Origin of the sequence: Labrenzia sp. VG12 (assembly GCF_002237595.1) — a bacterium.
Classification (GTDB): Bacteria; Pseudomonadota; Alphaproteobacteria; order Rhizobiales; family Stappiaceae; genus Roseibium.
Genome location: NZ_CP022529.1, coordinates 4,290,830 through 4,317,579, shown reverse-complemented (window position 1 = coordinate 4,317,579; position 26,750 = coordinate 4,290,830). Strand labels below are relative to the sequence as shown.

Annotated in this window: 24 protein-coding genes; 16 read left to right on the top strand and 8 right to left on the bottom strand. The window is 61.6% G+C overall.

Annotated elements, in window-relative coordinates; all coding sequences use genetic code 11:
- The first annotated feature begins 34 nt into the window (after positions 1-34).
- The gene (locus CHH27_RS20105; RefSeq protein ID WP_094073172.1) at positions 35-502 is read left to right on the top strand and encodes a hypothetical protein; all 468 of its coding nucleotides are present in this window, start codon (positions 35-37) and stop codon (positions 500-502) included.
- Here the strand turns inward: CHH27_RS20105 and CHH27_RS20100 are convergent.
- Complete coding sequence (locus tag CHH27_RS20100; RefSeq protein ID WP_094073171.1) at positions 483-1,037, bottom strand: hypothetical protein; 555 nt, start codon at positions 1,035-1,037, stop codon at positions 483-485. The two genes, CHH27_RS20105 and CHH27_RS20100, sit on opposite strands and share 20 nt — an antisense overlap.
- Before the next feature lie 141 nt (positions 1,038-1,178).
- Between CHH27_RS20100 and CHH27_RS20095 the strand changes: the two genes are divergently transcribed.
- On the top strand, positions 1,179-1,928 hold the full coding sequence (locus CHH27_RS20095) for a tellurite resistance TerB family protein (protein WP_094073170.1): 750 nt from the start codon (positions 1,179-1,181) through the stop codon (positions 1,926-1,928).
- Between the two features lie 181 nt (positions 1,929-2,109).
- Here CHH27_RS20095 and CHH27_RS20090 read toward each other — a convergent pair whose 3' ends face one another.
- The gene (locus CHH27_RS20090) at positions 2,110-3,219 is read right to left on the bottom strand and encodes a citrate synthase/methylcitrate synthase (RefSeq protein ID WP_094073169.1); all 1,110 of its coding nucleotides are present in this window, start codon (positions 3,217-3,219) and stop codon (positions 2,110-2,112) included.
- A gap of 50 nt (positions 3,220-3,269) precedes the next feature.
- Between CHH27_RS20090 and CHH27_RS20085 the strand changes: the two genes are divergently transcribed.
- The 3 genes from CHH27_RS20085 (at position 3,270) to CHH27_RS20075 (ending at position 6,783) form a co-directional block, all read left to right on the top strand.
- The gene (locus CHH27_RS20085) at positions 3,270-4,469 is read left to right on the top strand and encodes a citrate/2-methylcitrate synthase (protein ID WP_208988301.1); all 1,200 of its coding nucleotides are present in this window, start codon (positions 3,270-3,272) and stop codon (positions 4,467-4,469) included.
- Between the two features lie 185 nt (positions 4,470-4,654).
- Positions 4,655-5,749: a ribosome small subunit-dependent GTPase A gene (gene rsgA, locus CHH27_RS20080; RefSeq protein ID WP_094073167.1), complete on the top strand. Its 1,095-nt coding sequence runs from the start codon at positions 4,655-4,657 to the stop codon at positions 5,747-5,749.
- A gap of 140 nt (positions 5,750-5,889) precedes the next feature.
- Positions 5,890-6,783 (top strand): AEC family transporter, encoded by an 894-nt coding sequence (locus CHH27_RS20075; RefSeq protein WP_208988300.1) that lies wholly within the window; start codon positions 5,890-5,892, stop codon positions 6,781-6,783.
- Positions 6,784-6,792: 9 nt separating this feature from the next.
- Here the strand turns inward: CHH27_RS20075 and CHH27_RS20070 are convergent, their stop codons facing one another.
- Positions 6,793-7,638, bottom strand: a complete 846-nt coding sequence (locus tag CHH27_RS20070; RefSeq protein ID WP_094073166.1) for an oxaloacetate decarboxylase — start codon at positions 7,636-7,638, stop codon at positions 6,793-6,795.
- Positions 7,639-7,885: 247 nt separating this feature from the next.
- Between CHH27_RS20070 and CHH27_RS20065 the strand changes: the two genes are divergently transcribed.
- Entirely contained in the window at positions 7,886-8,533 is a 648-nt protein-coding gene (locus CHH27_RS20065) for an MSMEG_1061 family FMN-dependent PPOX-type flavoprotein (RefSeq protein WP_094073165.1), read from the top strand.
- 109 nt (positions 8,534-8,642) lie between these two features.
- On the opposite strand, the gene CHH27_RS20060 is transcribed toward CHH27_RS20065, so the two are convergent.
- A complete protein-coding gene (locus CHH27_RS20060) occupies positions 8,643-9,110 on the bottom strand; it encodes a DUF1203 domain-containing protein (RefSeq protein WP_094073164.1) in 468 nt (155 codons plus the stop codon).
- Positions 9,111-9,191: 81 nt separating this feature from the next.
- Positions 9,192-9,605, bottom strand: coding sequence for a GNAT family N-acetyltransferase (locus tag CHH27_RS20055; RefSeq protein WP_094074890.1), 414 nt, complete (start codon positions 9,603-9,605; stop codon positions 9,192-9,194).
- A gap of 172 nt (positions 9,606-9,777) precedes the next feature.
- Between CHH27_RS20055 and modA the strand changes: the two genes are divergently transcribed.
- From modA to CHH27_RS20005, 10 genes are all read left to right on the top strand, one after another.
- Entirely contained in the window at positions 9,778-10,536 is a 759-nt protein-coding gene (modA, locus tag CHH27_RS20050) for a molybdate ABC transporter substrate-binding protein (RefSeq protein ID WP_094073163.1), read from the top strand.
- A 49-nt stretch (positions 10,537-10,585) separates the two neighbouring features.
- On the top strand, positions 10,586-11,293 hold the full coding sequence (modB, locus tag CHH27_RS20045) for a molybdate ABC transporter permease subunit (protein ID WP_094073162.1): 708 nt from the start codon (positions 10,586-10,588) through the stop codon (positions 11,291-11,293).
- Positions 11,286-12,398 (top strand): molybdenum ABC transporter ATP-binding protein, encoded by a 1,113-nt coding sequence (modC, locus tag CHH27_RS20040; protein WP_094073161.1) that lies wholly within the window; start codon positions 11,286-11,288, stop codon positions 12,396-12,398. Before modB ends, modC begins: the two co-directional genes overlap by 8 nt.
- 47 nt (positions 12,399-12,445) lie before the next feature.
- Positions 12,446-14,230 carry an ATP-binding protein gene (locus tag CHH27_RS20035; RefSeq protein WP_094073160.1) on the top strand — a complete coding sequence of 595 codons (1,785 nt, stop codon included), beginning with the start codon at positions 12,446-12,448 and terminating at the stop codon, positions 14,228-14,230.
- 10 nt (positions 14,231-14,240) lie between these two features.
- Complete coding sequence (locus CHH27_RS20030) at positions 14,241-15,575, top strand: sigma-54 dependent transcriptional regulator (RefSeq protein ID WP_094073159.1); 1,335 nt, start codon at positions 14,241-14,243, stop codon at positions 15,573-15,575.
- A 157-nt stretch (positions 15,576-15,732) separates the two neighbouring features.
- Positions 15,733-16,164, top strand: coding sequence for a carboxymuconolactone decarboxylase family protein (locus tag CHH27_RS20025; RefSeq protein ID WP_094073158.1), 432 nt, complete (start codon positions 15,733-15,735; stop codon positions 16,162-16,164).
- Positions 16,165-16,179: 15 nt separating this feature from the next.
- On the top strand, positions 16,180-17,094 hold the full coding sequence (gene sigJ / locus CHH27_RS20020; protein WP_198338259.1) for an RNA polymerase sigma factor SigJ: 915 nt from the start codon (positions 16,180-16,182) through the stop codon (positions 17,092-17,094).
- Positions 17,095-17,351: 257 nt separating this feature from the next.
- Positions 17,352-18,356 (top strand): DctP family TRAP transporter solute-binding subunit, encoded by a 1,005-nt coding sequence (locus tag CHH27_RS20015; RefSeq protein WP_094073157.1) that lies wholly within the window; start codon positions 17,352-17,354, stop codon positions 18,354-18,356.
- A 98-nt stretch (positions 18,357-18,454) separates the two neighbouring features.
- Entirely contained in the window at positions 18,455-19,162 is a 708-nt protein-coding gene (locus CHH27_RS20010) for a TRAP transporter small permease (protein ID WP_094073156.1), read from the top strand.
- Between the two features lie 6 nt (positions 19,163-19,168).
- Positions 19,169-20,770, top strand: coding sequence for a TRAP transporter large permease (locus CHH27_RS20005; RefSeq protein WP_094073155.1), 1,602 nt, complete (start codon positions 19,169-19,171; stop codon positions 20,768-20,770).
- 228 nt (positions 20,771-20,998) lie between these two features.
- Here CHH27_RS20005 and trpS read toward each other — a convergent pair whose 3' ends face one another.
- The 3 genes from trpS to CHH27_RS19990 form a co-directional block, all read right to left on the bottom strand.
- Positions 20,999-22,078, bottom strand: a complete 1,080-nt coding sequence (gene trpS / locus CHH27_RS20000) for a tryptophan--tRNA ligase (protein ID WP_094073154.1) — start codon at positions 22,076-22,078, stop codon at positions 20,999-21,001.
- 120 nt (positions 22,079-22,198) lie between these two features.
- Positions 22,199-23,761, bottom strand: a complete 1,563-nt coding sequence (murJ, locus tag CHH27_RS19995; protein WP_094073153.1) for a murein biosynthesis integral membrane protein MurJ — start codon at positions 23,759-23,761, stop codon at positions 22,199-22,201.
- Between the two features lie 31 nt (positions 23,762-23,792).
- A complete protein-coding gene (locus CHH27_RS19990) occupies positions 23,793-26,627 on the bottom strand; it encodes a [protein-PII] uridylyltransferase (RefSeq protein ID WP_094074888.1) in 2,835 nt (944 codons plus the stop codon).
- Positions 26,628-26,750: the final 123 nt, after the last annotated feature.

The following is a 26,750-nucleotide window of genomic DNA, read 5'->3' as shown; positions in this document are numbered from 1 at the left end:
GAAGTGCCTTATCTATTTTAAATCCGAGTCTTCAATGCGTTCTCTCGTTTTGACCGTGGCCGTTGCCGCGCTTTTGTCGTCCATTGCCGGTTTCTGCCTGCATGTGTTTTCCGCTGAATGGCTGCAGCACTGGATCGCGGCCCGGATGGAGGGCCGGGCGATGGTTTCCTCCTGGGATGTCCGTGTCCCGGCGGCGATCAGCGCGATCGAAATCGGCCTCGGCGCGTCTCTCACCTATTGGCTGCTGCGCTGCCGCTTTCCCGCACTCGGCTGGGCACGTGGCGGCCTGTGTCTGGCGGGTCTCATCCTGATGATCAAGGGGAACCTGATCCGCCAGCCTCTGATGAACTCGCTGGTCGGCAACCCGGTTGAAGTCGTGGCAGTTCAGGACGGCATGGTCTGGGTGACCTGGGCCGTCATGGGCTGGATCATCGCAGGTGTCTTTGCGCTGTTCGACAGGCAGAACCGGCAGGACAACTCGCTCAAAGTCCAAGAAGCCTGATCAGATCCGTCCAGACGTCGTCCCGCAATCCGGGCAGTTCCGGTGCCGGGTTGCCGCTGACATCAACAAGGCAGATATCCGAATAGGCCTTTTTGGTGGAAAACAGGCAACCGCTCTCCGGTAGCCCGTCGGCATAATAGACCCTTGTCCCGGCCTCGGTTCTAAGAATCAGGTCGAGCGCGTCACCACCAGCTTGAGGCTTCAGGACAAAGGTCGGATAGAGATCACCCATGGGCAGGCCACGATCCTGCACGATGTGAAGGAAGACACCTTCACGTTCGACGATTGGACTGGTGGGCTTGCGATCAAACGCTTCGCCCGGGACCGCGAGCTGATGGAAATTGCCCGTGGAACTCACATCGGCGGCGGCAAGGGCCGTCAGAAGAGCTTCCTTCAGCGCCGCGTCGTCGATCCTCGTATAACTGTCCGGCGCTTCGCTCACGGAAAATGCGTGTGCCGGCGACGCCGATGAGAAATTGGCGAAAAAGACGACGACCAGTGCGCGGTTCAAGGTGCGGAGACGGGCTTTCGGCATGCGAGCAATGTCTTTCAGACGTGCCAGGGGATTATAAAACTGTCTGCATCTGTATCACATGCTTGCGCCGGTACCAGAAAGTCCCATTTGATAGACAAAGCGAATTCGGCCCGGGCGGGCCACAAGTTTGAGGAGCCAAGAATGTTCGACGCAAAATCCCTGCTGGATCAGTTTCTGGGAAGCCAGGGCGGTGGTCAGCATAACCAGCGCGGCGGTGCGGCCGCACAGCGGGGCGGGTCGGGCGACCTTCTTTCCCAGGGCAAGGATTTTCTGTCGTCCCAGGGTGGCGGCCTGGCCCTTGGTGGCCTTGCCGGCCTGATGCTCGGCTCCAAGTCGGGTCGCAAGATCGGCAAGAAAGCCGTCACCTATGGCGGCCTCGCGCTGGTGGCCGGTCTCGCCTACAAGGCCTATCAGGGCCACAAGGCCAACCAGCAGAATGCGCCGCGTCCGCACTATCCGCAGGACCAGCCGATCCCGCTGGAAGCCCCGCGCGGCACGGCCTTCGATCCAGCGCAGCAGCCGGGCGGCGAAAACCAGTTTGCCATCGCGCTGCTGACCTCCATGATCTCCGCCGCCAAGGCCGACGGTCATATCGACCGGGACGAACAGGATCGCATCTTTGAAAAGATCGACGAGGCCGGGCTCGACAGCGAGGCCAAGGCATTCCTGATGGACGAGCTGCGTGCACCGCTCGATATCGACAAGGTTGTCGCCTTCGCCAGCTGCGAGGAAACGGCGGCTGAACTTTACGCTGCCTCCCGCCTTGCCATCGACCCGGATCACCCGGCGGAAAAGGCCTATCTGCAGATGCTGGCCGCCCGCCTCGGCCTCGATCAGGGCCTTGTCGACGAGATCGAGTTTGCCGTCCGTGAAGCGGAAATGGCGGGTTAAGGAACCGACCTGGCTGAAACCATGCTCCCCACAAGTGGCGCGGGCCGATCAGGCCCGCGGGAAGGCAGTGGATGTCCCGTTGTCATCCCGGTTTGCCGCCAGGCGGTAAGACCCGTGACCCAGTAAACGCAAGCTTTCGCGTACTAATCGAGTCTCCCTGGACTGCTGGTTCAGGTGGGCCTCAGACAGTCTCCGGTTCCGGTCCGACATAGTGTGACGAGGGCCGGATCAGTTTGCCGGTCTGCTGCTGTTCCAGCACATGAGCGCACCAGCCCGGGGTCCGGCCAACTGCAAAGAGCGGTGTGAACAGCGTCCGGTCGATGCCGATCGCGTCCAGCAGCACGGCTGTATAGAACTCCACATTGGTGTCCAGCGGCCTGTCGGGCTTGGCTTCCTTCAGGGCGGACAGCGCGGCCAGTTCAATGTCTTCCGCCAGCCGGATCTTGGGGTTTTCCTCGCCCAGAACCCGCAAGCCGTCCTTCAGTACATCCGCGCGCGGATCACGGGTGCGGTAGATCCGGTGGCCGAAACCCATCAGCCGTTCCTTGCGCGCCAGCGCGCTTTCGATCCAGCCTGCGGCATTTTCCGGTGCGCCGATGGCATCGATCATGTCAAGAACGGGGCCCGGAGCGCCGCCATGCAGGGGGCCGCTCAAAGCGCCCATTGCCCCTAGCACCGCCTGTTTCAGATCCGCCTGGGTCGAGCCGATCACCCGGGCGGTGAAGGTCGACGCATTGAGCCCATGATCCAGAATGGTCACCAGATAGCGGTCCAGCGCGTCAGCGCTTTCCTGCGGCGGCACTGTTCCGGTCAGCATCTTCAGAATGTCGGCAGCCGTTCCCAACGTGGCATCCGGGGCAACTGGCTGATGGCCCGAGGCGATGCGGTGGGACGCAGCCAGGAAAACTGGCAGCGCCCCGGAAATCGCGACAGGCGCCGGCAGCTCATCACCGAGAGGCAATGCCGCCAGACCGAGCTGCATGCGTTCGTAGACCGTTAGCGCGGCGTCGGCTCCCTCAAGCAGCGGCACCACCTTGAAAGCTTGCTGGCGCGCTCGGGCAAAACCCGGCTGAAGGGAAAAGGCCGCGGAGACCCCAAGGTCCTGCCACAGATGCTGCACGGCAGCCTCGAACGGCATCTTTCCCGCGAGGTCCTCGATCAGACGGCCGCGCAGGATCAACACCCCTTCTTCGCCGTCAACGTGGCTGAGACTGGTGTTGGCGGCAACAACCCCTTCCAGACCGGCAATCGGGTCCGGGGTCATCCGGGCGGGACTTGGCGCTTCTGTCATGGGTCTCTCCTTCTGTGTTGGTCCGCGCCAGATAGAAAGAACGAATTGCATTGATCAATGTTGATAAATACAATCAATCCATGAACAAGCCGATCTACCTGTCCGCCCGTGAAGCCGCCGCCGAACTCGGTGTTCAGCCGGCCACGCTCTATGCCTATGTCAGCCGGGGTCTGATTTCCTCCATTGCCGGCCCCGGCAAGAAGCGTCGCTATGATGCCGCCGACGTGCGCCGCCTCAAGGGCCGCAAGGCAGCAGAAGACCACACCGGGTCGAGGCCCCTGACCGGCGATCCGGTTCTGGAAACCGAGCTGACGCTGATTTCCGAGGAAGGGCCGATCTATCGGGGCCGCAGGGCGGTAAAGCTTGCAGAAACATCGACGCTGGAATCGGTTGCGACGCTATTGTGGGCCTCCGAACAGGACCCGTTTGCAGAAGCCGCACCGCTGCCGCCACCGGATCTTCCGGCCGATCTCGGGCCGCTCGACCGGCTGATGATGGCACTTGCCGCCTGGCCGCTCCAGGACCGGGCCGCCTACACCCAGGCCCCGAAACTGTTGCAGACAAAGGGGGCGGCGCTGCTGCGCTATTCGGTTGCCGCGCTGCTCAATGCCGACCCAGTGGATGTGCCCGTGCATACCCAGATCGCCAAGGCATTCGGCGCATCTTCCCCGGCCAAGAACGTGATCCGGGCCGCCCTTGTGCTCTGCGCGGATCACGAACTCAATACCAGCGCCTTCGCCACCCGGTGCGCCGCTTCCACACGCGCGCCGCTTCATGCCGCGCTGATTTCCGGCCTCGGCGCCTTTGCCGGCCCGCGCCATGGCGCTGCGTCCGACCGGGCGACCGCCTGGCTGTCGGAAATCTCGCCGGAAACGGATATCGAAACCGTATTGTCGGACCGTCTCAGCCGCGGCGAGCCGCTGCCCGGTTTCGGCCATTCGATCTATGGCGAGCGGGATCCAAGGGCGGAGTGCCTTTTGGACGTGCTGTGCCGGAGCGAACCGGAGCATGCCTTCGTCAAGCGTCTGCCCGGCCTGATCGGCGTTGCGCGCGATCTCTTCGGCGTCGCGCCGAATGTCGATCTGGCGCTCGCCGCCATCCAGAAGACCTACGGACTGCCGAAGGATGCCGGCAAGATCATCTTCTGTGCGGGCCGGATGACCGGCTGGATTGCCCATGCGCTCGAGCAATACGCGACGCCCGAGCAGATCCGGCCACGGGCGGCCTATGTCGGTGAGCGGCCGCAATAGGGCCCTGCCCTTGCAAAACAGCATCGCAACAGCTACCTGAAAAGGGCGCCACATTCGGCGCCCAATGGAGATTTGATGTCAGAGATTGCGTGATCCGGCTCTTTTTGACCGGAGAGCCTTAAACCCCATGAACCAGGTGCCCTTCCGGGCGCCCGATGACGTGTGTTTAAGTCACGAGACATCCAATGCCACGAAACTATTCGGAATTTTTCCCTTCGGCCAAAACACCGAAGGCACAGGACCGAGCGCCCTCAACCCTTGAATCACTCGGCTGGCAGGCCTTTTTCGCCCAGCAGCTCAGTTCGGAAGAGCTTGCCGGCACGCCCCCGGTGCGGGTCGTTGAAGTTCACCGCAACGCGCTGCACGTGATCGGCGACGACATCGACGACACCATTCCTCCGCGCCTGGAGGCGACGGTCGGCGACTGGCTGCTATTGAACCGCGAACAGCCCTGGACCAGTCGTGTGCTGGAGCGCAAGAGCCTTTTGAAACGGCGTGCGCCGGGCACCGACCGGCAGGTTCAGCTGATTGCCGCCAATATCGAAACGGCCTTTCTGGTTTCCTCCTGCAACCAGGATTTCAACATCGCGCGGCTGGAACGCTATGTCGCGCTGTGTCTTGAAGCAGAGATCGCGCCTGTGATCCTGCTCACCAAATCCGACCTCACCAACGATCCGCAGGACTTTGCCGAGCAGGCGCGGTCGATCTCGGCCGGACTACCAGTTGTCACGCTGGATGCCCGCGGCCAGGAACCGAGGGACAAGCTGGCAGACTGGTGCCGGCCCGGCCAGACCGTTGCCTTTCTCGGGTCTTCCGGGGTGGGCAAATCGACGCTCACCAACGCGCTTGCCGGAACCGAGGAAATCGCAACACAGGCGATCCGCGAGGACGACGCCAAGGGCCGTCACACAACCACCCGCCGGCAACTGCATAGGGTGCCGGGCGGATGCCTGGTACTCGACACACCCGGCATGCGCGAACTGCAGCTCACCGATGCGGCCGCCGGGATCGAGGATCTGTTCTCGGATCTGACGGAGCTGGCGGCAAACTGCCGCTTCAAGGACTGCCGGCACGAAACGGAGCCGGGCTGCGCTGTTCGAACGGCCATCGAAACCGGCCAGTTGGAGGAAACCAGGCTCAACCGCTGGCGGAAACTGAAAGCGGAAGAAGCCTTCAATTCCGCCAGCCTTGCGGAGCGCAGGTCCAAGGACAAGGCTTTCGGCAAGATGGTCCGCGGCATCATGAAGGACAAGAAACAGGAGAAATGGGGCCGGGACTGAGCCTGCGCCAGAAATGTGCCCCCAGATGCCAGCCGCCCCGCGATCTTGCCTGTCGCGGGGTGGTTGCGCTTTAGTTGTCTTCCAACCGCAGCGATCCGATTGACCGGTTCAGCTGCCGGACCCGAAGGAGGGCATATCGCATGACTGAAATCTTCGGACATGTCGTCAATGTCATGCTGCCGGTATTCCTGTGTGTCCTGCTCGGTTACGGCCTTGCCATGGCAAAGGCGCCTTTCGACCGGAAGCTTCTCGGCTCGCTGGTGTCGAATGTGGGTTACCCGGCCCTGATCCTGTCACATCTTGCCAAGGAGCACGTCCAGCTGGACACGTTCCTGACCGTGCTTGCGGCCGCCTGTGCCATGATCGCAGTTTTTGCCGTTCTCGGCTTTGGCGTCCTGAAGCTGCTGCGCCTGCCGATCAAGGCCTATCTGTCACCGATGATGCTGGCCAATGTGGGCAATATCGGTCTGCCGGTTTCAACACTCGCCTTCGGCGCGGAAGGGGCTGCGGTTGCCATCGGCTTCATTGTCGTGGTGCTGGTGGCGATCTTCACCATCGGCCTGGCTCTGCCGATGGGGGAACCCAATTTTGCGGCCCTGGCGCGCCAGCCGGTCATATATGCCGTGGCCCTCGCGCTGGTGATGATGGGCACGGGATTGAAACTGCCCGGACCGGTCGATCAAAGCCTTGGCATTCTGGCAGGACTTGCCATCCCGATCATGCTCCTGACACTTGGCCACAGCCTCGCCACGTTAAAGCTGGGCGGCATCGGCACCGCCGCCATCCTGTCCGTGGCTCATATCGCGATTTCCTGTGTCGCTGCCTTTGCGCTCTCCCGGCTGCTGACGCTCGATCCGAAGATCGAGAGTGTCATTATCCTGCTCTGCTTCATGCCGCCCTCGGTGGCGACCTATCTCGCCGTCTCGCAGCATCGGCCGGATGAAGCCCCCGGTGTCGCGGGCTTCATCTTCGTTTCAACGGTTTTGACGCTTGTCACGCTGCCGGTCGTCTTGACTTACTGGGCGACGGGCTAAGCCAGGACGTCAGAGCCCCGCCTTCAGGAAGGACTGAAAGTCTGTCAGGCCCTCGGGCATGGTTTCGGCCCGGTCGAAGCAGCCGAACGCGCCGCCGAGTTTCATGTCTTCGGCCGCGGCGATGAAAGCGTCGAAGGCAATCTTGGCAAGACCCGCACCGATCGAGACGCGGGCGACACCCATGTCGCCCAGCTCCTTGCGGGTGAGGTGGAAATTCTTGCGGCCTGCGAGGATGTTGATCGGTGCCTCCACAGCCTCCAGCACCTTTGCAATCTGCTCCCGGTTCTTCAACTGCGGCGCGTAAACACAATCGGCACCGGCCGCTGCAAAGGCGTTGAGCCGCTTGATCGTCTCGGCAAGTTCGTGCTCGGAATGCACCGGCCCCTCGCTGCGCGCGGTCAGCACAAAGTCGGCCGCCAGAGCATTCTTGGCATCAACGGCGGCCTTGATCCGTTCCACGGCAAGATCGAGATCATAATAGGGATGCTTGGGATCCTGGCTGTAGTCCTCGATGGAGCAGCCCGCCAGGCCGACCTCGATGGCACCCTTTACCGTCGCCACGACGTCGTCCGGACTGTCGCCAAAGCCGTTTTCCAGGTCCCCGTTTACCGGCAGGCTTGTGGCGCTGATGATTTCGGCGGCATGGGCCAGGGCATCGTCCCGGCCGATCAGCCCCTCGGCATCCCGGACACCCCGGGTCCAGGCATACCCGGCGCTGGAGGTTGCCAGGGCATCGAAACGCAGTCCGTCGAGAATGCGCGCCGTTCCGATGTCGAACGGATTGGGCATCAGAAAGGCACGTCCCTTCTGGTGAAGCGCCTTGAATGCGGCACGGCGGTCGGCAGCAGTTGACATGGTCAGATCTCCCTATAGTAGCAATAGAATAACGAATCGCCCTTAAGTTTAAAGGCCGAAGTCGCTGTGATAATGAGCTCTGTTCTGACACGCGGTAAGAACCAGTTTAGCCGGAAATCAGGCACCGATTGCAAACAGCATCGACCGGTGGAAGCTTCGCCCGCTTGCCAGCACGAACTTGAAACGTGACAGTCGGATCACGAGATCCGGATATTGAACAGCGTCAGGCAAACACTCCGAGGACAGGATGCAAGAGAACAGTTCACCCTTCTCCGAATTCACTGACACGATCGAAACGGTGGCGGAGTTGGAAGCTCATGCGGGCACCGCCCCGGAAAAAGTGCTGGTCAAGGAGATCAGCGCCCTGGATGACCTCTGCCGGTCCTTCATCGCCCGCGCGCCGTTCATGATGATTGCCACCGCCAATCCGGACGGCGTGATCGACGTCAGTCCCAAGGGCGACCCGGCGGGCTTCGTGAGGGTCCTCAGCGACACATTGCTGGCCATTCCCGACCGGCCGGGAAACCGGCGCCTGGACAGCTACCACAATCTGCTGAAAGACCCGCGGATCGGCCTGATTTTCCTGATCCCGGGAAAAGGTGAAACCTTGCGCATCTCCGGAGAAGCAAGGATCGTCAAGGATCCGAAGCTGATGGAAACGATGCCGGTCGATGGCAAACTGCCCGCCATGGCGCTCGTCGTGCACGTCACACGTGCCTTCATGCATTGCCCCAAGGCGATGATCCGGTCGAAGATCTGGCAGCCCGATAGCTGGCAGAACGCCGATGATCTCGGTGACATCGGCGATGCCATGATCAAACACGGCCAGCTGACACAAAGTCCGGAGGCGCTTCTGGAAGAAGCGACCTCCGAGGGATTGCTCAAGCTTTATTGAACCCGCGCGCCCTGACACTAGAGACCCGGCTGGGCCAGTACCGGCAGTCTTCCGGCTTCGTGTTGAGCGCAAGTTTCGGCACGAATTGTTTCACGCATTTCGAAAAGCGTCAGCTCCACGCCGTCCGTGTCACCTTGGCCGCAAAACAGCCGCGACGCGCAAAATGCAGGTGGATGTAGTCGACCTGCGGGTTTTCAAAAAACGTCCTGATCTGATCGTCCACCTCGCGGCCCTCGATCACCTCCGCATCGACAATTTCGTGTGCCCGGTTGAAGGCCCGGACCGACAGCAGACGGCAGGCAATGACCTCCGGCACCGTATCTGCCTCCGGATGGCATTCCTCGGCGCCATCGGCAACGAAGATCGCGTGGCGTGAGCGGTAGGGCGATTCGCCCGACTGATGTTCGAAGTTCATCAGAAAGACGCGCGTGCCTTCGGCAACGTCTTCAAGCGACACCCGGCACGGGAAACCGCCATCAGAATAATGCACCTGGATGTTTTTGGCGGCGAGTTCGGCATCGCTCAGTCCGTAAAGATGCGAAAACTCGGAAGCGGGCAGGGGTTGGATCTGGAACATGTCTGGTCTCCTCAATCTGTCTGAGGAGACCATAGGCAGCAGCACGGACCGTCACGACCCGATTTGCGAGCCGAGGACGGTTTATTTCAGGTTGGCCCGCCGGGACATGCCGACCGAACGTGGTGCAGTCTCCTTGAAGCCGAATTGCTCATAGAGCCGGTTTGCCGGTACGTCAGCGATGAGACTGACATAGGCACTTTGAGGCAGTTCCGTTTCGATGAACTTCGTCAGGGCCGCCATGATCCGCTTTCCGAGCCCCTGCCCCTGATAGTCCGGCAGGACAGCAATGTCCGTTACCTGCAGAAAGAGGCCGCCATCTCCGATCAGCCGGCCCATGCCGATTGGCTTGTCTCCGTCAAACAGCATGACGGCGTGGACACTGTTCTTCAGACCTTTTTCCGCCGCATCCCTTTCGTAACCGCCGAGCCCGGCGCCGCTGCGCAGGGCCAGATACGTGTCTGGGTCCGGGGTTTGCACTTTCAATTCAATCATCATCGTTGTCTCGGATCGCTCGGAAGAAAGGAGGGTTGATGACACAGGCGGCTGCGCACTGAAAAGGTCAATGATCACCGGAGCCGTCCGGAAGCGACCGAAACCACGGCCAGAGCTATTGAAGCCGCGACGGGAAGGGCTTAGGTAAAATTTCCGTGTCAAGAAACATGTCCCCATGCTCAGAACTCTCGCTCTTGCTTTCCTCCTTGTCCTGTCGAGCCTGACACCAATCCGGGCCGATCAGCCGCTCACCGTGTTTGCCGCTGCAAGCATGCGCGAAGCGATGGAAGCCATCGGGGACGCCTACGGTGAAAAAACCGGCACCGCGCCGATCTTCTCGTTCGCCGGAACCGGCACCCTTGCGCGGCAAATCGAGGCGGGCGCGCCGGCAGACGTGTTCGTTTCGGCCGACGCGGACTGGATGGATTACGTTGTCGATGCCGGCGCGGTCAGCGAGGACACGGTTCGCGACATTGCCTCGAATGCCCTTGTTCTGGTCGGCCAGCAAAAAGCCGGTCCACTGACTGCTACTCCGGAAGGCCTTGCGACCTTTCTCGGCGGCCATCGCCTGGCCATGGCCGACCCGGATACGGTACCGGCCGGCCGCTATGGCAGCGAGGCCCTGACCGGCCTGGGTCTCTGGCCGGCGGTTGCCGGATCGCTTGCGCCAATGGAAAATGTGCGCGTTGCACTGGCCTCCGTTGCCCGCGGAGACACGCCGCTCGGTCTTGTCTACGTGACAGATGCCCGGATCGAACCGGGTGTTGCCGTCCTGTTCCGTTTTCCGCCGGACAGCCATCCACCGATCCGCTACCTGGCCGGCCCGACAACCGGCCACGCCAATCCATCGGCCTCTACCTTCACGGCCTTTCTGGAAGGCCCGGAGGCAAAGCAGATCTTGCGCTCTTTCGGCTTTGTGGTCGATAACGACTGACAGGCAAGTCAACATTTGCCTGCGACCGGAACCGACAGACTGAGCAAACGTGGATTTTTTCACCCTTCAGCCAAGTGAATGGCAAGCGCTTCTTTTGACGCTCAAGGTCGCTGCCGCCGCGCTGTGCGTGGCACTGCCACTGGCCGTCCTGATGGCCTACGTGCTGGCCAGGTTCAGCTTTCCCGGCCATGGTCTGCTGAACGCCCTCGTTCATCTGCCCCTGGTTCTGCCCCCCGTCGTCACCGGTTATGTTCTGCTTCTGACGTTTGGCCGCAAGGGCGCCGTTGGTGCTTTCCTGGACAATACGTTCGGGTTCACCTTCGCCTTCAACTGGACCGGTGCGGCGCTTGCGGCCGGTGTCATGGCCTTTCCCTTGATGGTGCGGCCGATCCGGATCTCCTTCGAAGCAGTTGATCCGAAGCTGGAGGAAGCGGCGAAATCGCTCGGCGCCCATCGGCTGATCGCGTTTGTCACCGTCACGCTGCCACTTGCCCTGCCAGGTATTCTCGGCGGTGCCATCCTCGGCTTTGCCAAGGCGATGGGCGAATTCGGTGCCACCATCACTTTCGTGTCCAACATCCCGGGGGAAACCCGCACATTGGCACTGGCGCTTTATACGGCGACCCAGACCCCGAGCGGTGACCTTGCGGCCTTCCGTCTGACCCTGATTGCTGTCTTCGTTGCCTTCGCAGCGCTGATCGCGTCCGAACTGCTGGTTCGCCGGCTGCGAAACCGCATGGGGGCCGGCCATGCTTGACGTCGACATCAAGGGCCAGGTCGGCCGGATGCCTCTGCAGGCATCGTTCCAGAGCTCCGGAGGCGTGACGTCTCTGTTCGGCCAGTCCGGTGCCGGCAAGACCTCGCTGACCAACATGATTGCCGGACTGAACACTCCCCTGAGCGGCCGGATTGCGGTCAACGGCACCGTTTTGTTCGACGCGGAGAAGAACATCAATCTGCCGGTGCAGGCGCGCCGGATCGGCCATGTCTTTCAGGATGCCCGCCTGTTTCCGCATTTGAGCGTGAAAGCCAACATGACCTACGCCCGGTGGGCCGGTCGAAGAAGCTCCACGCGCGATTTTCAGGAAGTTACCGACCTGCTCGGTCTCGGCCAGCTGCTGCGGCGCATGCCGCGCACGCTGTCAGGCGGCGAGCGGCAACGTGTCGCCATCGGGCGAGCGCTGCTGTCCGACCCCAGGCTTCTGATCATGGATGAACCGCTGGCCAATCTGGACCAGGCGCGGCGCAACGACATCCTGCCCTATCTCGACCGGCTGTGTGTGGAAGCCGGCATTCCGATCCTTTATGTCAGCCACTCCATTGAAGAAGTTGCGCGGCTTTCCAACACGCTGGTGATCCTGTCGGACGGACAGACACCGGCCTTTGGTCCGGTCGCCGACATGCTGGCGAGAACGGATCTCGGCAAGGCAACCGGCCGGCACGAAGCAGGCGCTCTGCTGGAAGGCGTTGTTGCATTGGTCGATCCAGACTGGGGCCTGACCCATGTCGATATCGGTGGCGCCGTCCTCCAGATTCCGGATATGGCGGCGGATGTCGGCGATGCAGTCCGATTGCGCATCCGCGCAAGGGATGTCGCTCTCGCCCTCTATCCGCCGGAAGGCCTGTCGATCCGAAACGCGTTTGACGCAACCATCACCAGCATATCAAGCGAAACCGGCCCCTATGCTGAACTTCTGTGTTCCGTGCAGGGTCAGACATTGCGGGCACGCATCACCCGGGCGTCGGTCGCCGAACTCGATCTGCACAAGGGCCGAAACGTCACGGTGCTGATCAAGAGTGTCGCGATCGACCGGCGCCAGCGCGCCCCGGCACGCACAGACGTTTCCCGCAAAGAGCTGTAAACGCTGGTGCGGGTTCACGGATGCCTTGGCATCGGTATACTGGCGCCATGATACGCAAACCCCTGCGTCAGACCTGGCGCAAGCTCAAAATCGGCATCGGTGCGTCGCTCCTGCTTGCGACCCTGCTGATCCTTTGGCTGACGGGTTTTGGCAGTCTCAGGATCACGCTGGCGGAGCTGGAAACTGGCGCACGTGCCAATCTGGCCGTGCAGACCGCCGTGCTGGAACGCCTGCTCGACAAGTTCCGACTGCTGTCGCCCCTGTTGGCGCGCGGTCCGGATATCAGCGATCTTCTGAACGAAGGCCGGCCGCCCCAGGACCCGGGCATCACGGCCATAGCCGCCGGCATGTCGGGCGCGGAGGAAATCTGGCTGATGGATGCAGCCGGCAATGTCGTCGTTTCCAGCCAGGCCGGTGTTCCCGCTGGATCGATCGGTGGCGCCGACCAGATCCGGCAGGCATTCGACCTCGCCCTCCAGGGTCAGCTTGGCCGGCAGTTGCTGCCCGGGACCCCGGTCCGTGCCTCGAACTACGTCTTCGCCTCGCCCCTCAGGCAGGGGAACGAGATTACCGGCGTTCTGGCTGTCCGCGTCAGCCTGGATGACGTCGAACAGGCCTGGGCGCTCAGCAAGGACACGATTTTTGCACTCGACACATCCGGCCGGGTTGTCGTCTCCAACGTGCCCGAATGGCGGGGCAAACTGGTGTCCGAGCTCAACCTCGGGCGTGATATCGCCGACCTGTCGCTGTTCGAAGGTGTTGAACTGCTCCTGCCTGCGGCGCCGACAGGCGACCATCACATGCAGCTGAAGGAAGATGTCGCTGTTCTTGGTTGGCAGGTGCGGTCCCTGGTCGACATCACCGATGCACGCCAGAGATCGGGCTGGGCGATGCTCGTTGCCCTGCTGGTCTGCGTGATCATGGCCGGAGGCCTGGCCATCCTGATTGCGCGGCGCGCCGAATTTGTGCGCCAGGAGCGGCGCACGCGCGCGGCCGCACTGCGACTGGAACGCCGGGTTCAGAGCCGCACCTCCGATCTCAGGAAGGCCAACACCCATCTGGAACGCGAGGTCCGGGAGCGCGAACAGGCCGAGGCCAACCTGCGCCTGACCCAGGCCGAACTGGTGCAGGCCGCCAAGCTGGCAACACTGGGGCGCATGTCGGCCGCGCTCAGCCATGAATACAACCAGCCCCTCGCAGCCATCCGCTCGGATGCGGAAATCGCCGGCATGCTGATCGAGCGCGGGCGCGCGGGCGAAGCCAAAACCAATCTCGGCCGCATCGAGGGCATGGTCACCCGCATGGCCGAGATCGCCAAGACGCTGAAGGGCTTCACCCGCAAGTCGGGCACCGACATCAAGCCGGTGTCACTGCGCCAGGTGATCGACGAGGCAACGCTCCTGCTGCAGCCGCAGATCAAGCAGAAGAAAGTGGATCTGTCGCTGGACCTGCCCGACGCCGACATTATCGTCAAAGGCGGGCGCATCCGCCTGGAGCAGGTGGTCATCAACCTCCTGTCGAATGCCGTCGATGCTGTCAGCGGCAGTCCGCTGCCACATGTGACACTGACGTTGAAACGCGACAACCAGGAAGCCGTGCTGACCGTCAGCGACAACGGCCCCGGCATTGATGCTGATGTCTTGCCCCAGATCTTCGATCCCTTCTTTACCACCAAGGATGTCGGCGCTGGACTCGGACTGGGCTTGTCGATTGCCTATAAAATCGTCCATGACTTTTCCGGCTCGCTGAAAGCGACCAACCTCGATGAAGGCGGCGCGCGGTTCACCATGCGCCTGCCCATTGCCGACGAAACCGCCCTGGCAGCCGAATAGAAAGGCCCTCATGGATCACGCAACCGTCCTTTTGATAGACGACGAGGAGGATCTGCGCGGATCCCTGAGCCAGGGACTGGAGCTTTCCGGCCAGGACGTTTTTGCAACAGGTGCGCCGGAAGACGCCCTGGAAAAGGTCAACCGGGATTTCTACGGCGTGCTGGTGACCGACATCCGCATGCCGGGCACAGACGGTTTCCAGGTGATGAAAAAGGCCTTCGAGATCGATCCGGCCCTGCCGGTGGTGCTGATCACCGGCCATGGCGACGTACCACTGGCGGTCGAGGCCATGCGGGCCGGTGCCTATGACTTTCTGGAAAAACCGTTTTCCGTTTCCCATCTGGCCTCCGTCGTGGAACGCGCTCTCGACAAGCGCCGGCTGGTTCTGGAAAACCGCAAGCTGCGCGAGGAACTGGCAGACCGGACCGGCCTGGAAAGCCGTCTCGTCGGGCGGACACCGGCCATGGACCTGCTTCGCCGCAATGTCACGGCGCTAGCGACAACCGACGCCGATGTCCTGATCCTCGGCGAGACCGGCTCCGGCAAGGAAGTCGTTGCCAGGGCCCTGCATGATGAAGGCCCGCGCGCCGACAAGCCGTTTGTGGCGCTCAATTGCGGCGCATTGCCTGCCGAAATCATCGAATCGGAGCTGTTCGGGCACGAAAAAGGCGCCTTCACCGGCGCCAGCGGCCAGCGCATCGGCAAACTGGAACACGCCCATGGCGGCACAGTGTTTCTGGACGAAATCGAATCCATGCCCCTGGAACTGCAGGTCAAGCTGCTGCGTGTGATCGAGACCCGGACCATCGAGCGGCTCGGATCCAACAAGGCCATCGAACTGGACGTGCGGTTTATCGCAGCAACCAAGGATGACCTTGAGGCGGCCGGCAAGGAAGGGCGGTTCCGCCTCGATCTCTTCTACAGGCTGAACGTCGTCAACGTCTCCATACCGCCCCTTCGGGACCGGCTGCAGGATATCCCGCTCCTGTTCCGGCATCTGGCCGTTGAAGCCCGTGCGCGCTACCGGCGCGAGATCCCCGATATCGGTGAAGACTACCTGGCCGGCCTGATGGCCCGCGACTGGCCCGGCAATGTGCGCGAATTGCGCAATGTCGCCGACCGTTTCGTGCTTGGCGTGGAAGAGGTCACAGAGCCAACGGGAGATGCGGGCAGCACGCTCTTCGAACGGGTCGCCGCCTATGAACGGGCCCTGATCGCTGCGGAACTGAAGCGCAATGACGGCGCCATCAAACCGACCTACGAGACCCTCGGCCTCTCCCGCAAGGCGCTCTATGAAAAGATGCGCAAATACGGTCTCGGCAAGGAAGAGGCCCTACCGGCCTGATGAGGCCCTTTCCAGCCTTCACAAAGGTCTCAGTTGTCCTCCCGCAACAAGCGGAATGACAAACGGTGAGAAAAAAATCTTACCCTCATGTCACAGACGAAAGCCTTCGCTCGTCATCCCTGTGTCCCCATATTGCAACCAAGGACGGAAGACACACATGACAACTTCAACGGCCATCAATCACTACCAGAACGTCCCGGACATCGTGAAATGCTTCGTTGCCGCGAGCGGTGCGATCGGCAAGGCGGAACTGGAGCCGAAATTGCGGCACCTGATCGATCTGCGCGCCTCGCAGATCAACCAGTGCGCCTATTGCGTCAAGATGCATACCGAGGAAGCGCTGACCGATGGCGAGACCCAGGAGCGGCTGCAGCGCGTTGTGGTCTGGCGGCATGTCGATGATTTCACGCCGGCGGAAAAGGCCGCCTTCGCCTGGACCGAGGCGCTGACCAGCCTTGACCCCAAAACGGACTACGAGTGGCTCAGGTCCGATCTGCGCAATCACTTCAGCGATGCCGAGATCAGTGCGATCACGGCCGCCGTTGCCATGATCAACCTGTGGAACCGGGTCCAGGTGTCCAACCACTGACGGAAGGCAGCCTTCATGATGACAGGTCCGGACAGCGATCCATTCGAAACCATGCGCCCGCGCCTTCTGGGGCTGGCCTACCGCATGCTCGGCTCCATGGCGGATGCCGAGGATGCGGTCCAGGACACGTTTCTGAAATGGCAGGGCACGGAAAAAGCCTCGATAGCCAATCGGGAAGCCTTTCTGACAACGGTTTGCACCAATTGCTGTCTGGACGCGCTCAAGGCGGCGCACCGGAAACGGGTCGACTATGTCGGCCCGTGGATCCCCGAACCGCTCCAGGTCGATGCCGGGTCAGACCCCGAAATCGACCTGGAGCGGGCCCAGTCGCTGACAACGGCCTTTTTGCTGTTGCTGGAACGGCTCAGCCCGAAGGAACGCGCGGCCTACGTGCTGCGGGAAGTGTTCGGCAAACCCTATGAGGATGTCGCACAGGCGCTGGACCTCAGCGAAACCGCCTGCCGCCAGCTGGTGTCACGGGCCGGCAGGCACATCCAGAACCCTGCGACGCGCTTCGTGCCGACACCCGATCACCAGCAGCAGATGCTGTCGGCCTTCCTGAACGCGGTGGAAAGCGGCTCGACGGACCAGCTCAGTGGCTTGCTGTCGGAAACGGTGCAGTTCCACTCCGACGGCGGCGGCAAGGTGGCGGCCCTCGGCCGTGTGCTCGAGGGGCGCGACGAGGTCGCCAAATATGTGGCCCAGATTATCCGCCGCCTGTGGGGCGGTGCCCCGGTCCTGCCCTGTTTTATCAACGGGCTGCGCGGGCTGGTCGTCCTGGAGGACATGCGCGTGGTGACCGCCCTGACCTTCGGTTATGACGAGGACGGCCGGATCGACCGCATCCTTGTTGTCCGCAACCCCGACAAGCTCAGGCAACTGGCAAGACCCGTGCGCCACGATCCGGAAAGCGGTGCCCTCTGGCAATAGTCCGCGCGGATCGCCCTCGATGACCTGCGATGTGTCGGTTTCGACACATCGCCTGTCCACCATGTGTCAGACTCCACCCATTTCCTAAGGGGTCCTCCCAAGACGCGCGCAAAGTCATACTTTGTTAACCTGCAGAAACCGGCGCTTTTCAAGAAGCAGGCGGCACTTGGCACGCGGATTGCCAATGATGTGCCGACCAGCCACCGCGCTGTCCGGCCAACCCGGCCGTCAATTCGAAATGTCTGGGAGGACATCAGATGAAAAAGTTTGTACTTGCCGCTGCAGCTGCGGCTTCCTTTGCCTTTGCCCCGTCCGCATATGCAGATGACTGCGGCGACGGTGAAGTCATCATCAAGTTCAGCCACGTGGTTGCAGCCCAAGGTCACCCGAAAGGGGAAATGGCCACCGCACTGGCGAACCGCATCAACACGGAAATGGACGGCAAGGCCTGCATGCAGGTGTTCCCGTCTTCGCAGCTGTTCGACGACAACAAGGTGATGGAAGCTCTGCTGCTCGGCGACGTCCAGCTCGCAGCACCGTCTCTGTCCAAGTTCGAATCCTACACGCTGAAATACCGCGTCTTCGACCTGCCGTTCCTGTTCACCAACATGGATGCGGTCACCACCTTCACCAAGGGTGAAAAGGGTCAGGAACTGCTGGGCGCCATGTCCGATTACGGCTTTGTCGGCCTCGGCTATGTCTTCAACGGCCTGAAGCAGTTCTCCGCCAACAAGCCGCTGCTGGTGCCGAGCGACGCTGCCGGCCTGAAGTTCCGCGTGCAGACCTCCGACGTGGCCGTGGCCATGATCGAAGCCATGGGCGCCAACGCCCAGAAACTGGCCTTCAAGGAAGTCTATGGCGCGCTGCAGACCGGTGTTGTGGATGGACAGGAAAACACCTGGTCCAACATCTACACCCAGAAGTTCTTCGAAGTGCAGGACGGCACCACTGAAACCAACCACCAGCTGCTGACCTACCTGGCCGTGACCTCCCAGGAATGGCTCGACAGCCTGGATGGCGACGTGCGTGACCAGTTCCTGACGATCTTCAACGAAGTCACCGACGAGTACAACGCCCGTTCGACCGACATCAACGAAGCCAACAAGCAGAAGATCATCGAAGCTGGTGGTGAAGTCCGCACTCTGACGCCGGAACAGCGTAACGAGTGGGTTGAAACCATGAAGCCGGTCTGGGACAAGTTCCGCGACGACATCGGCCAGGACGTGATCGACGCTGCAGTCGCCTCCAACAAGGCCAGCTGATCCCACTCCCGACATACACAACATGGAAGAAGGCCTCATGGCCTTCTTCCTCATACCATGAACAAGCTCGTTCAAGAGCGCTTCACTATGGGGGGACCATGGGTTCGGAGTTCCTGGCCTACTATTGGCCACTCTTGCTCACCGCCGTTTTCTTCTGCCTCTACGTCGTACTGGACAGGGTGTCGCCAAAGACCATCGCGTCGCTGGATGAGAACATCATCGCCATCATTCTGGCCCTGATGACACTCGTCACCTTTTCCCAGGTCGTCGCCCGCTACGGTTTCAACTCCGGCTGGGGGGCAGCATTGGAATTCACCCGCGTGCTGTTTGCCTGGCTGATCCTGTTCGGCATGAGCTACGGCATCAAGATCGGTGCCCATCTCGGCGTTGACGCAGTCATCAAGCTTCTGCCCGCACCCATGTACCGTCTGGCCGCGCTGCTCGGCGCGGGGCTGACGCTGCTTTATGCCGTGCTGCTGTTCGATGCCACCTGGTTCGGCGGCATGCTCGCGCTGGAAAACAAGGGCTCGACCGGCGGTGCCTATGCCTATTTCGCCAAGTTCTACAAGGTGCCGATCGGCATGGAGGACCTGAAATGGCCGGGCTTCATCCAGGAGTGGTTCGGCGTCAAGGAACGCGTGCCGCGCTGGATGCCCTACATCATCCTGCCCATCGGCCTTGCGCTTCTGGCCTATCGTGCCCTTCAGGGGTTCCTCCTCATCCTGACCGGCAAGAAGGAAGCCATCATCGCCGCCCACGAGGCGGAGGAGCTGGTTGCCGAGAACAAAGACGTCTTGAAGGACTAAGGCCCGATGGAAACCGCATTTCTGTTTATCTTCGTCTTCGGCTTTCTGTTCCTCGGGGTCCCGATTGCCGTTTCGCTTGGCCTTTCGGCCGTCCTCTATATCGCGCTGTTCAGCCATGATTCCATGAGCTCCGTGGCGGTGCAGCTGTTCAACGCCTCGCAGAACTTCACACTGTTGGCGATCCCGTTCTTCATCCTGGCTTCGAGCTTCATGTCGACCGGCGGCGTTGCCCGGCGCATCATCCGCTTCTCGATCGACGCCGTTGGCTGGATCCGCGGGGGTCTCGCCATTGCCGCGGTGTTCGCTTGCATGCTGTTTGCGGCCCTGTCCGGCTCTTCGCCCGCCACCGTGGTTGCCATCGGTACCATTGCCATCGCCGGCATGCGCCATGCGGGCTACACCAAGGAATTCGCAGCCGGTGTCATCGCCAATGCGGGCACGCTCGGCATCCTGATCCCGCCCTCCATCGTGATGGTGGTCTATGCCGCGGCAACAAACGTCTCCGTCGGCCGCATGTTCTTTGCAGGGGTCATCCCCGGCATCATTGCCGGCCTGATGCTCATGACCGCGATCTACATCATGGCGCGCGTCAAGAAGCTGCCGGCGCAGCCCTGGGCCGGATGGAAGGAACTCTGGAGCTCGGTCTCGCAGGCAGCCGTCGGACTGTTCCTGATGGTCATCATCCTGGGCGGCATCTATGGCGGTGTCTTCACGCCGACGGAAGCTGCAGCCGTTGCCGCCGTCTATGCCGGTCTGATCGCGCTGTTTGTCTATCGCGACATGGGCCCGCTTTCAGGCGTCGGCTGGGTCAGCGAAACGGACGGCGAGCTGGGTCTTGCCGGCTTCAAGACCATCACCTATGCGATCATCGCCATGTTCGTCTGGTCGGCCCTTGCCTATGCCTTCACCAGCCGGACCGCATTCTTCGGGATCGACAGCGCCGCCATTCTGCTGGCCGCCCTGATCGGGTATCCGCTGCTGCGCCACGGCATTTCGCCCGCCGCCCTGCCGGCCACCTATGCGGTTGGCGGCAAGGTCTGGGGCCGAAATCTTGGTTTGATCGGCTGGAATTTCTTCCCGGCGCTGTTCCACAGGGACACCAAGAAGGTGCTGTCTGATTCCGGCAAGACCACGATCATGCTGATGTTCATCATCGTCAACGCGCTGCTCTTTGCACACACGCTGACGGCGGAACAGATCCCGCAGGTGATCACCGACTGGATGGTTGAAGCCGGCTTCAACTGGTTCACCTTCCTGATCGCGGTCAACATCATCCTGCTGATCGGCGGCCAGTTCATGGAGCCGTCCGGGCTGCTCCTGATCGTTGCTCCGGTGGTGTTCCCGATCGGCATCGAGCTCGGCGTCGATCCGATCCATCTGGGCATCCTGATGGTGGTGAACATGGAAATCGGCATGATCACGCCGCCGATCGGGCTGAACCTGTTCGTGACCTCGGGGATCACGGGCATGAGCCTGGTCCAGGTGGTCAAGGCCGCCGCACCCTTCGTTCTGGTGCTGCTCCTGTTCCTGATCCTGGTGACCTATGTGCCGGCCCTGTCGACCTTCCTGCCCTATTACTTCATGGGGCCGGAGATCATAACCCAATAAAAGACGTTACCTACCAGCACCTTGCGGCGGCTCCCCGGAGCCGCCGTTTCTTTTGGTCCGAGGTTCCCGGAGCAATTGCGAAGTTTCAGGTGCCGGCCGCCGACAAGTTCGCAGGAGGCTACCCCGGAGCGGAACAGCAGCGCAGCCCCCGGCCTGACGACAGGACGTGATCAACAAAAAGCCCGGCACGGCGGCCGGGCTTTTTCAGTTCTATGCGGGCTGTCTGCCTTAGCGCACGTCCAGAAACCCGATGATCTTGCGAACGTCCCTCAGGACCGGTTCGGCGATCTCGGACGCCTTTTCGGCGCCGACCTTCAGCACCGCATCGATCTCGGTCTTGTCCTGCTGCAACCGGCGCATCTCGTCGGTCATCGGCGAGAGCTTTTCAACGGCCAGGTCAGACAGCGCCGGCTTGAAAGCCGAGAACTGCTGACCGCCGAAGTCCTTCAGGACATCGGCCTTGCTGGCGCCGCTGAGGGCGGCATAGATCCCGACCAGGTTGTCCGCTTCCGGACGGCCGTCCAGACCGTCGGTCTCGCTCGGCAGGGCATCCGGATCGGTCTTCGCCTTCTTGATCTTCTTGGCGATGGTCTCGGCATCGTCGGTCAGATTGATGCGCGACAGGTCCGACGGATCGGACTTGGACATCTTCTTGGTGCCGTCGCGCAGCGACATGATCCGGGTGGCCGGGCCGGCAATCATCGGCTCGGTCATCGGGAAATAGAGATATTCCGGCAGCTCAGGAGACGGTGTCGGGTTCGGAACGCCGATGCCCAGTTCCTTGATGCGGTCGGCAAAGTCGTTGTTGAACTTGGCCGCGATGTCGCGCGTCAGTTCCAGATGCTGCTTCTGGTCATCACCGACCGGAACATGCGTGCCGCGATAGGCGAGAATGTCGGCCGCCATCAGGTTCGGATAGGCGAACAGGCCAACGGAGGCGTTTTCCTTGTTCTTGCCGGCCTTTTCCTTGAACTGGGTCATGCGGTTGAGCCAGCCCATGCGCGCGACACAGTTGAAGATCCAGGCCAGTTCCGCATGCTCGCGCACCTGGGACTGGTTGAAGATGATCGACTTCTTGGGATCGATGCCGGCCGCCATATAGGCTGCGGTCACTTCCCGCGTGGCGTTGGCAAGCTCATGCGGGTCCGGAAAGCCGGCGGTGATGGCGTGGCTGTCGACGACGCAGAAGATGGTCGGCATCTGGTCCTGCAACGGCACCCAGCGCGAGACCGCGCCCAGATAGTTGCCAAGATGGAGGTTGCCGGTCGGCTGGACGCCGGAGAAGACACGGGGCTGGAACTCCGCCATTTTCAATCCCTTTATTGGTGCGGCCGGTTGGAAGGGCGCTGTGAATCTTTGGGCGCGCCGGGTTTAAGCCCGCACCCGGCCCGATGCAAGCGGGAAACGGCGGAGATTTGCGTTTCATTTTCAGGTGTTGCGCCGCGTCAACGCTTTCGCCATGCGCAAGAGATCGGAGCCGCCGCTCAACTGGGTGAATACGGCAAAGGTCACCATGCCTATAAGAACCAGCCCCAGAAGACTGATCACCCGCACAGACAGCCAGGCATCACTCAGATAGGGCGCCAGATAGAGCGCCGCGAAATGGACGCTGACGCCCATCAGGAGGCTCGCCAGGAAGACCAGGACGAGCCGGCGAAGCAGGCCGAAATCAGGCGCAAAATGACCGCGCCGCCACAGGACGATGATCAGGAGCGCAGTATTCACCCAACCGGCAACCGTTGTGGCGAGCGCAATGCCGACATGTTTCAGCACCGGGAAGAGCAGAATGGACAGGCCGACATTGACCACCATGCCGACAATGGCGAACTGCATCGGTGTCTTGGTGTCCTCGCGGGCGAAATAACCGGGTGAAAACACCTTGTTGAGCACGAAGGCCGGCAGGCCGAAGGAAAACGCCATCAGCGCAGCGGCGGTCCCTTCCACGGCGGCGGCATCGAAGCGCACCCGCTGGAACAGCACCGAGACGATCTCGTGCGGGATAACGGCAAGGGCCACAGCCGCCGGCAGGGTCAAGACCAGCGAGAATTCCAGCGCCCGGTTGAGACTGTGCTGATAGGCCTCCGTTTCGCCTGCCCGAAGCTGACGCGTGAGGCTGGGAAGCAGAACCACACCGATGGCGATGCCGATCACGCCCAGCGGCAACTGGTACAGCCGATCGGCAAAATAAAGCAGCGCATTGGCACCTTCCTGCATGGACGCGATGATCTGGCCGACCGCAATGTTGATCTGGGTGACACCACCTGCAATCACGCCCGGGATGCCGAGCACCAGCAGCCGCCTGGCCGATTTGGTGTAGCGCGGCCGATAGACCGGAATGCGGAAACCGAGACGCTTCAGGTCGATGATCACCACCAGAAGCTGGACAACGCCCCCGATGGTCACGCCGACGGCAAGAATGATGCCGAGCGACCTGTCCGTTTCCACGCCGCCGATCAGGACACCGCCCAGCACCAGACTCATCACAACGTTGAGCATCACCGGCGCGAAGGCCGCTGCCGCGAACCGGTGATAGGTGTTCAGGATGCCGCCGACAAAGGCCAGCAGGGACATGAAGATCAGATAGGGAAAGGCGATCCGCGACATCAGGACGGTGAGATCGTATTTCGCCGGATCCTCGACATAGCCAGGTGCCAGCATCCAGACCACAAAGGGCATGAAGATCTGGGCGAGTGCCGTCAGCGCCAGGAGGCAGAACAGAAGCGCGGCTCCGATCTCTCCGGCAAAGCGCCGGGCGCCGTCATCGCCCTGTTCTTCAACGGCCCTGCCAAACAGCGGAATGAAGGCGGAATTGAACGCGCCTTCCGCAAAAAGGCGCCGGAACAGATTGGGCAGACGGAAGGCAACAACAAAGGCGTCGGCAACGGGGCCGGCGCCGACGGCTGCGGCCAGCAACACATCCCGGACGAAGCCGAGCAGGCGGCTGAGCAATGTCGCGCCGCCAACGGTTGCAAAGTTGCGCACAAGGCTCATGCGGTCGGGATTCCAAGGTCGATCTGGGTCATCAGGAGGCCTGGCGCTGGACTTTACGCGTGGCAGGGGCGGCGGGATCGAGCTCGACATGGCCTTCGACCGCATCGGACAGGCGTTCCCGGATGATTTCCTGACGGCCGATATTGGCAATTTTCTGGCCGGTCAGGTCGGTCACATAAAAAACGTCGACCACCTTTTCCCCGAAGGTCGAGATATGGGCGGAGCCGATGTTGAGATTGAGCGTCGCAATCGACCGGGTCAGGTCATAGAGCAGTCCCGGCCGGTCGAGACCTGAAATCTCCAGAACCGTGTAGTCGTCGGACAGGGCGTTGTTGACCAGAACTTCGGTCGCGACCTTGAAGGCCTTCATGCGGCCCTTCACGGCGCTTTTCTTGGCGACCGGTTCCGGCAGCTTCTCGTCGCCGCGCAAGGTGGTCTCGATCAGTCGGGCAATCCGGTCACCACGCCGCTGTTCATCCATATCGTCCGGCAGTTCCCGGCCGATGAAAATCGTGTCGAGTGCAAAACCGTCTGTCGTCGTGTCGATCTGCGCGTCGACAATATTGGCGCCGGTCGTGTAGCAGGCGCCGGCAATGATCGAGAGCAGCCGCGGATGGTCCGGTGCCATCAAGGTCAGCTCCGTGACGCCTTCAAAGGCGCGCGGGGTGACCTGGTGAGCCAGGTATTTCTTTTCGGCGTCCGCGGCATGCAGCAATTCGGCATGGGCCAGCAACCGGTCCGGTTCCGTGCGCAGCCAATAGGCCGGGTAATGGCGCTTGAGATAGGCGTTGCGGTCCTTCTGCTTCCAGTGGCCGAGCTTTTGGGCAAGTTCTGCCTTGGCCTTGTCGATTGCCTGGCTGTGGGAGAGCTTGGAATGCCCGCCGGACAGATGCGGTTCGGTGGCATAAAAGAGCGTGCGCAGCAGCTGGCCTTTCCAGCCGTTGAAAACCCCGGGCCCGACCGCCCGGATGTCGGCCACCGTCAGGATCAGAAGCAGTTTCAACCGTTCCAGGGACTGAACCGTGTTGGCGAAATCCGTAATGGTTTTCCGGTCCGTCAGATCGCGTGACTGGGCAATGGTGCTCATGTCCAGGTGGCGTTCGATCAGCCAGGCAACCGTCTCCGTTTCCGCATCGTTCAGCCCGAAACGCGGACACAGCTTGCGGGCAACCCGGGCACCGGCAATCGAGTGGTCTTCCGGCCGGCCCTTGGCAATGTCGTGCAGGAACATGGCGACATAAAGCACCTTGCGGTTCTGCAGCGTCAGGATCAGGTCGGTCGCAAGCGGGTGGTCATCGCCTGAATTGCCCCGCTCGATCTCCGCCAGCACGCCGATCGAGCGGATCAGATGCTCGTCGACCGTGTAGTGGTGATACATGTTGAACTGCATCATCGCCACGACCTTGCCGAACTCCGGCACGAACCGGCCCAGAAGCCCGGTTTCGTTCATCTTGCGCAGCACCTTCTCCGGCGTGTTCCGGGACGTGAGAATCGACAGAAACAGGCGATTGGCTTCCGGATCGGCGCGCAGGTCGGCATCCACCAGCTTCAGCGAGTGACGCATCAGCCGGGTCAGGTTCGGGTGCAGGTTGTAGTCGTTCTTGTCGGCGATCTGGAAGACGCGCAGCAGATTGGTGGGGTCGGTCTCGAACACCGTGTCTGAAACCGCGTTGAGGCGGTTGTTTTCCACCACGAAACCCGACGCGCCCTCAACCGGTTTGGCAGTCGCCGAGAGACGGCCGCTGCGCAGGCGGCGCATCATGCCGCTCAGGCCCTTGCCGCGCGGTTCCTTGACGTGTTCTTCCTCCAGCGCGGCGCAGATGATGCGGGTGAGATCACCGACATCCTTGGCCACGAGAAAGTAGTGTTTCATGAAGCGCTCGACATCCTTCATGCCCGGATGCTGGGTGTAGCCGAGCCGGATCGCGATCTCGCGCTGGACCTCGAAGGACAGGCGCTCTTCCGGCCGCCCGGTCAGGAAATGCAGGTGACAGCGTGCCGCCCAGAGAAAGTCTTCCGATTTCTTGAAGCGGGCATATTCGGACCGCGTCAGAACCCCCTTCTTGACCAGCTCGCCCTGACGTTCGACGCGATAATGATATTTCGCGATCCAGAACAGCGTGTTGAGGTCACGCAGCCCGCCCTTGCCTTCCTTGATGTTCGGCTCGACCAGATAGCGCGACATGCCCTGGCGCTGATGGCGCTCATCCCGCTCCAGAAGTTTGGCGGCAATGAATTCCGAACTGGTGCCTTCCACCACTTCCTTGTCGAAGCGCTGCACCAGTTCCTCATAAAGGGGCTCGTCACCCCAGATGAAGCGGGCCTCGAGGATCGACGTGCGAATGGTCATGTCCGCCCGGGAGAGCCGCAGGCATTCGTCGATGTTGCGGGTAGCATGACCGACCTTGAAGCCCAGATCCCAGAGCATGTAGAGGATATACTCCACGACCTGCTCGCCCCAGGGGGTCTGCTTGTAGGGCAGTACAAACAGAAGATCGATGTCCGACCCCGGCCCCAGAGTGCCACGGCCGTAGCCGCCCACCGCGGCAATGGCCATGCGCTCTGCAGCCGACGGGTTGGTGATCCGGTAGACATGACGCAGGGCGAAATCGTAGATCACGCGGATCAGTTCGTCCTGGACATAGGAAAGGCGTGCGGCGCAAACCAGTCCGCGGCCATCCTCATCCAGCTTTGCCCGAACCTTGTCCCGGGTGGACTTGACCTCTTTTTTCAGCTCCGCAAGGACAGCCGACCGGACTTTCATATCCGACCCGTCGCCGTCATTTGCCGCGGTCAGGGCGGACAAACGTTGTCTCAGGTCATCTGAATCGATCAGTCCGGCGAGGTCTTCCTGGGCGAGTTTCATGCTGGTCAAGAGTTCCGTTCATGGAGCGCAGTCTTGGAGCAAGGTTATATAGGGTTCGCGGTTGAAGGACAGGTAAATCCTTTGCATCCCTGACGGCGGGTTCTGAACTGTCCGCGAAGAATG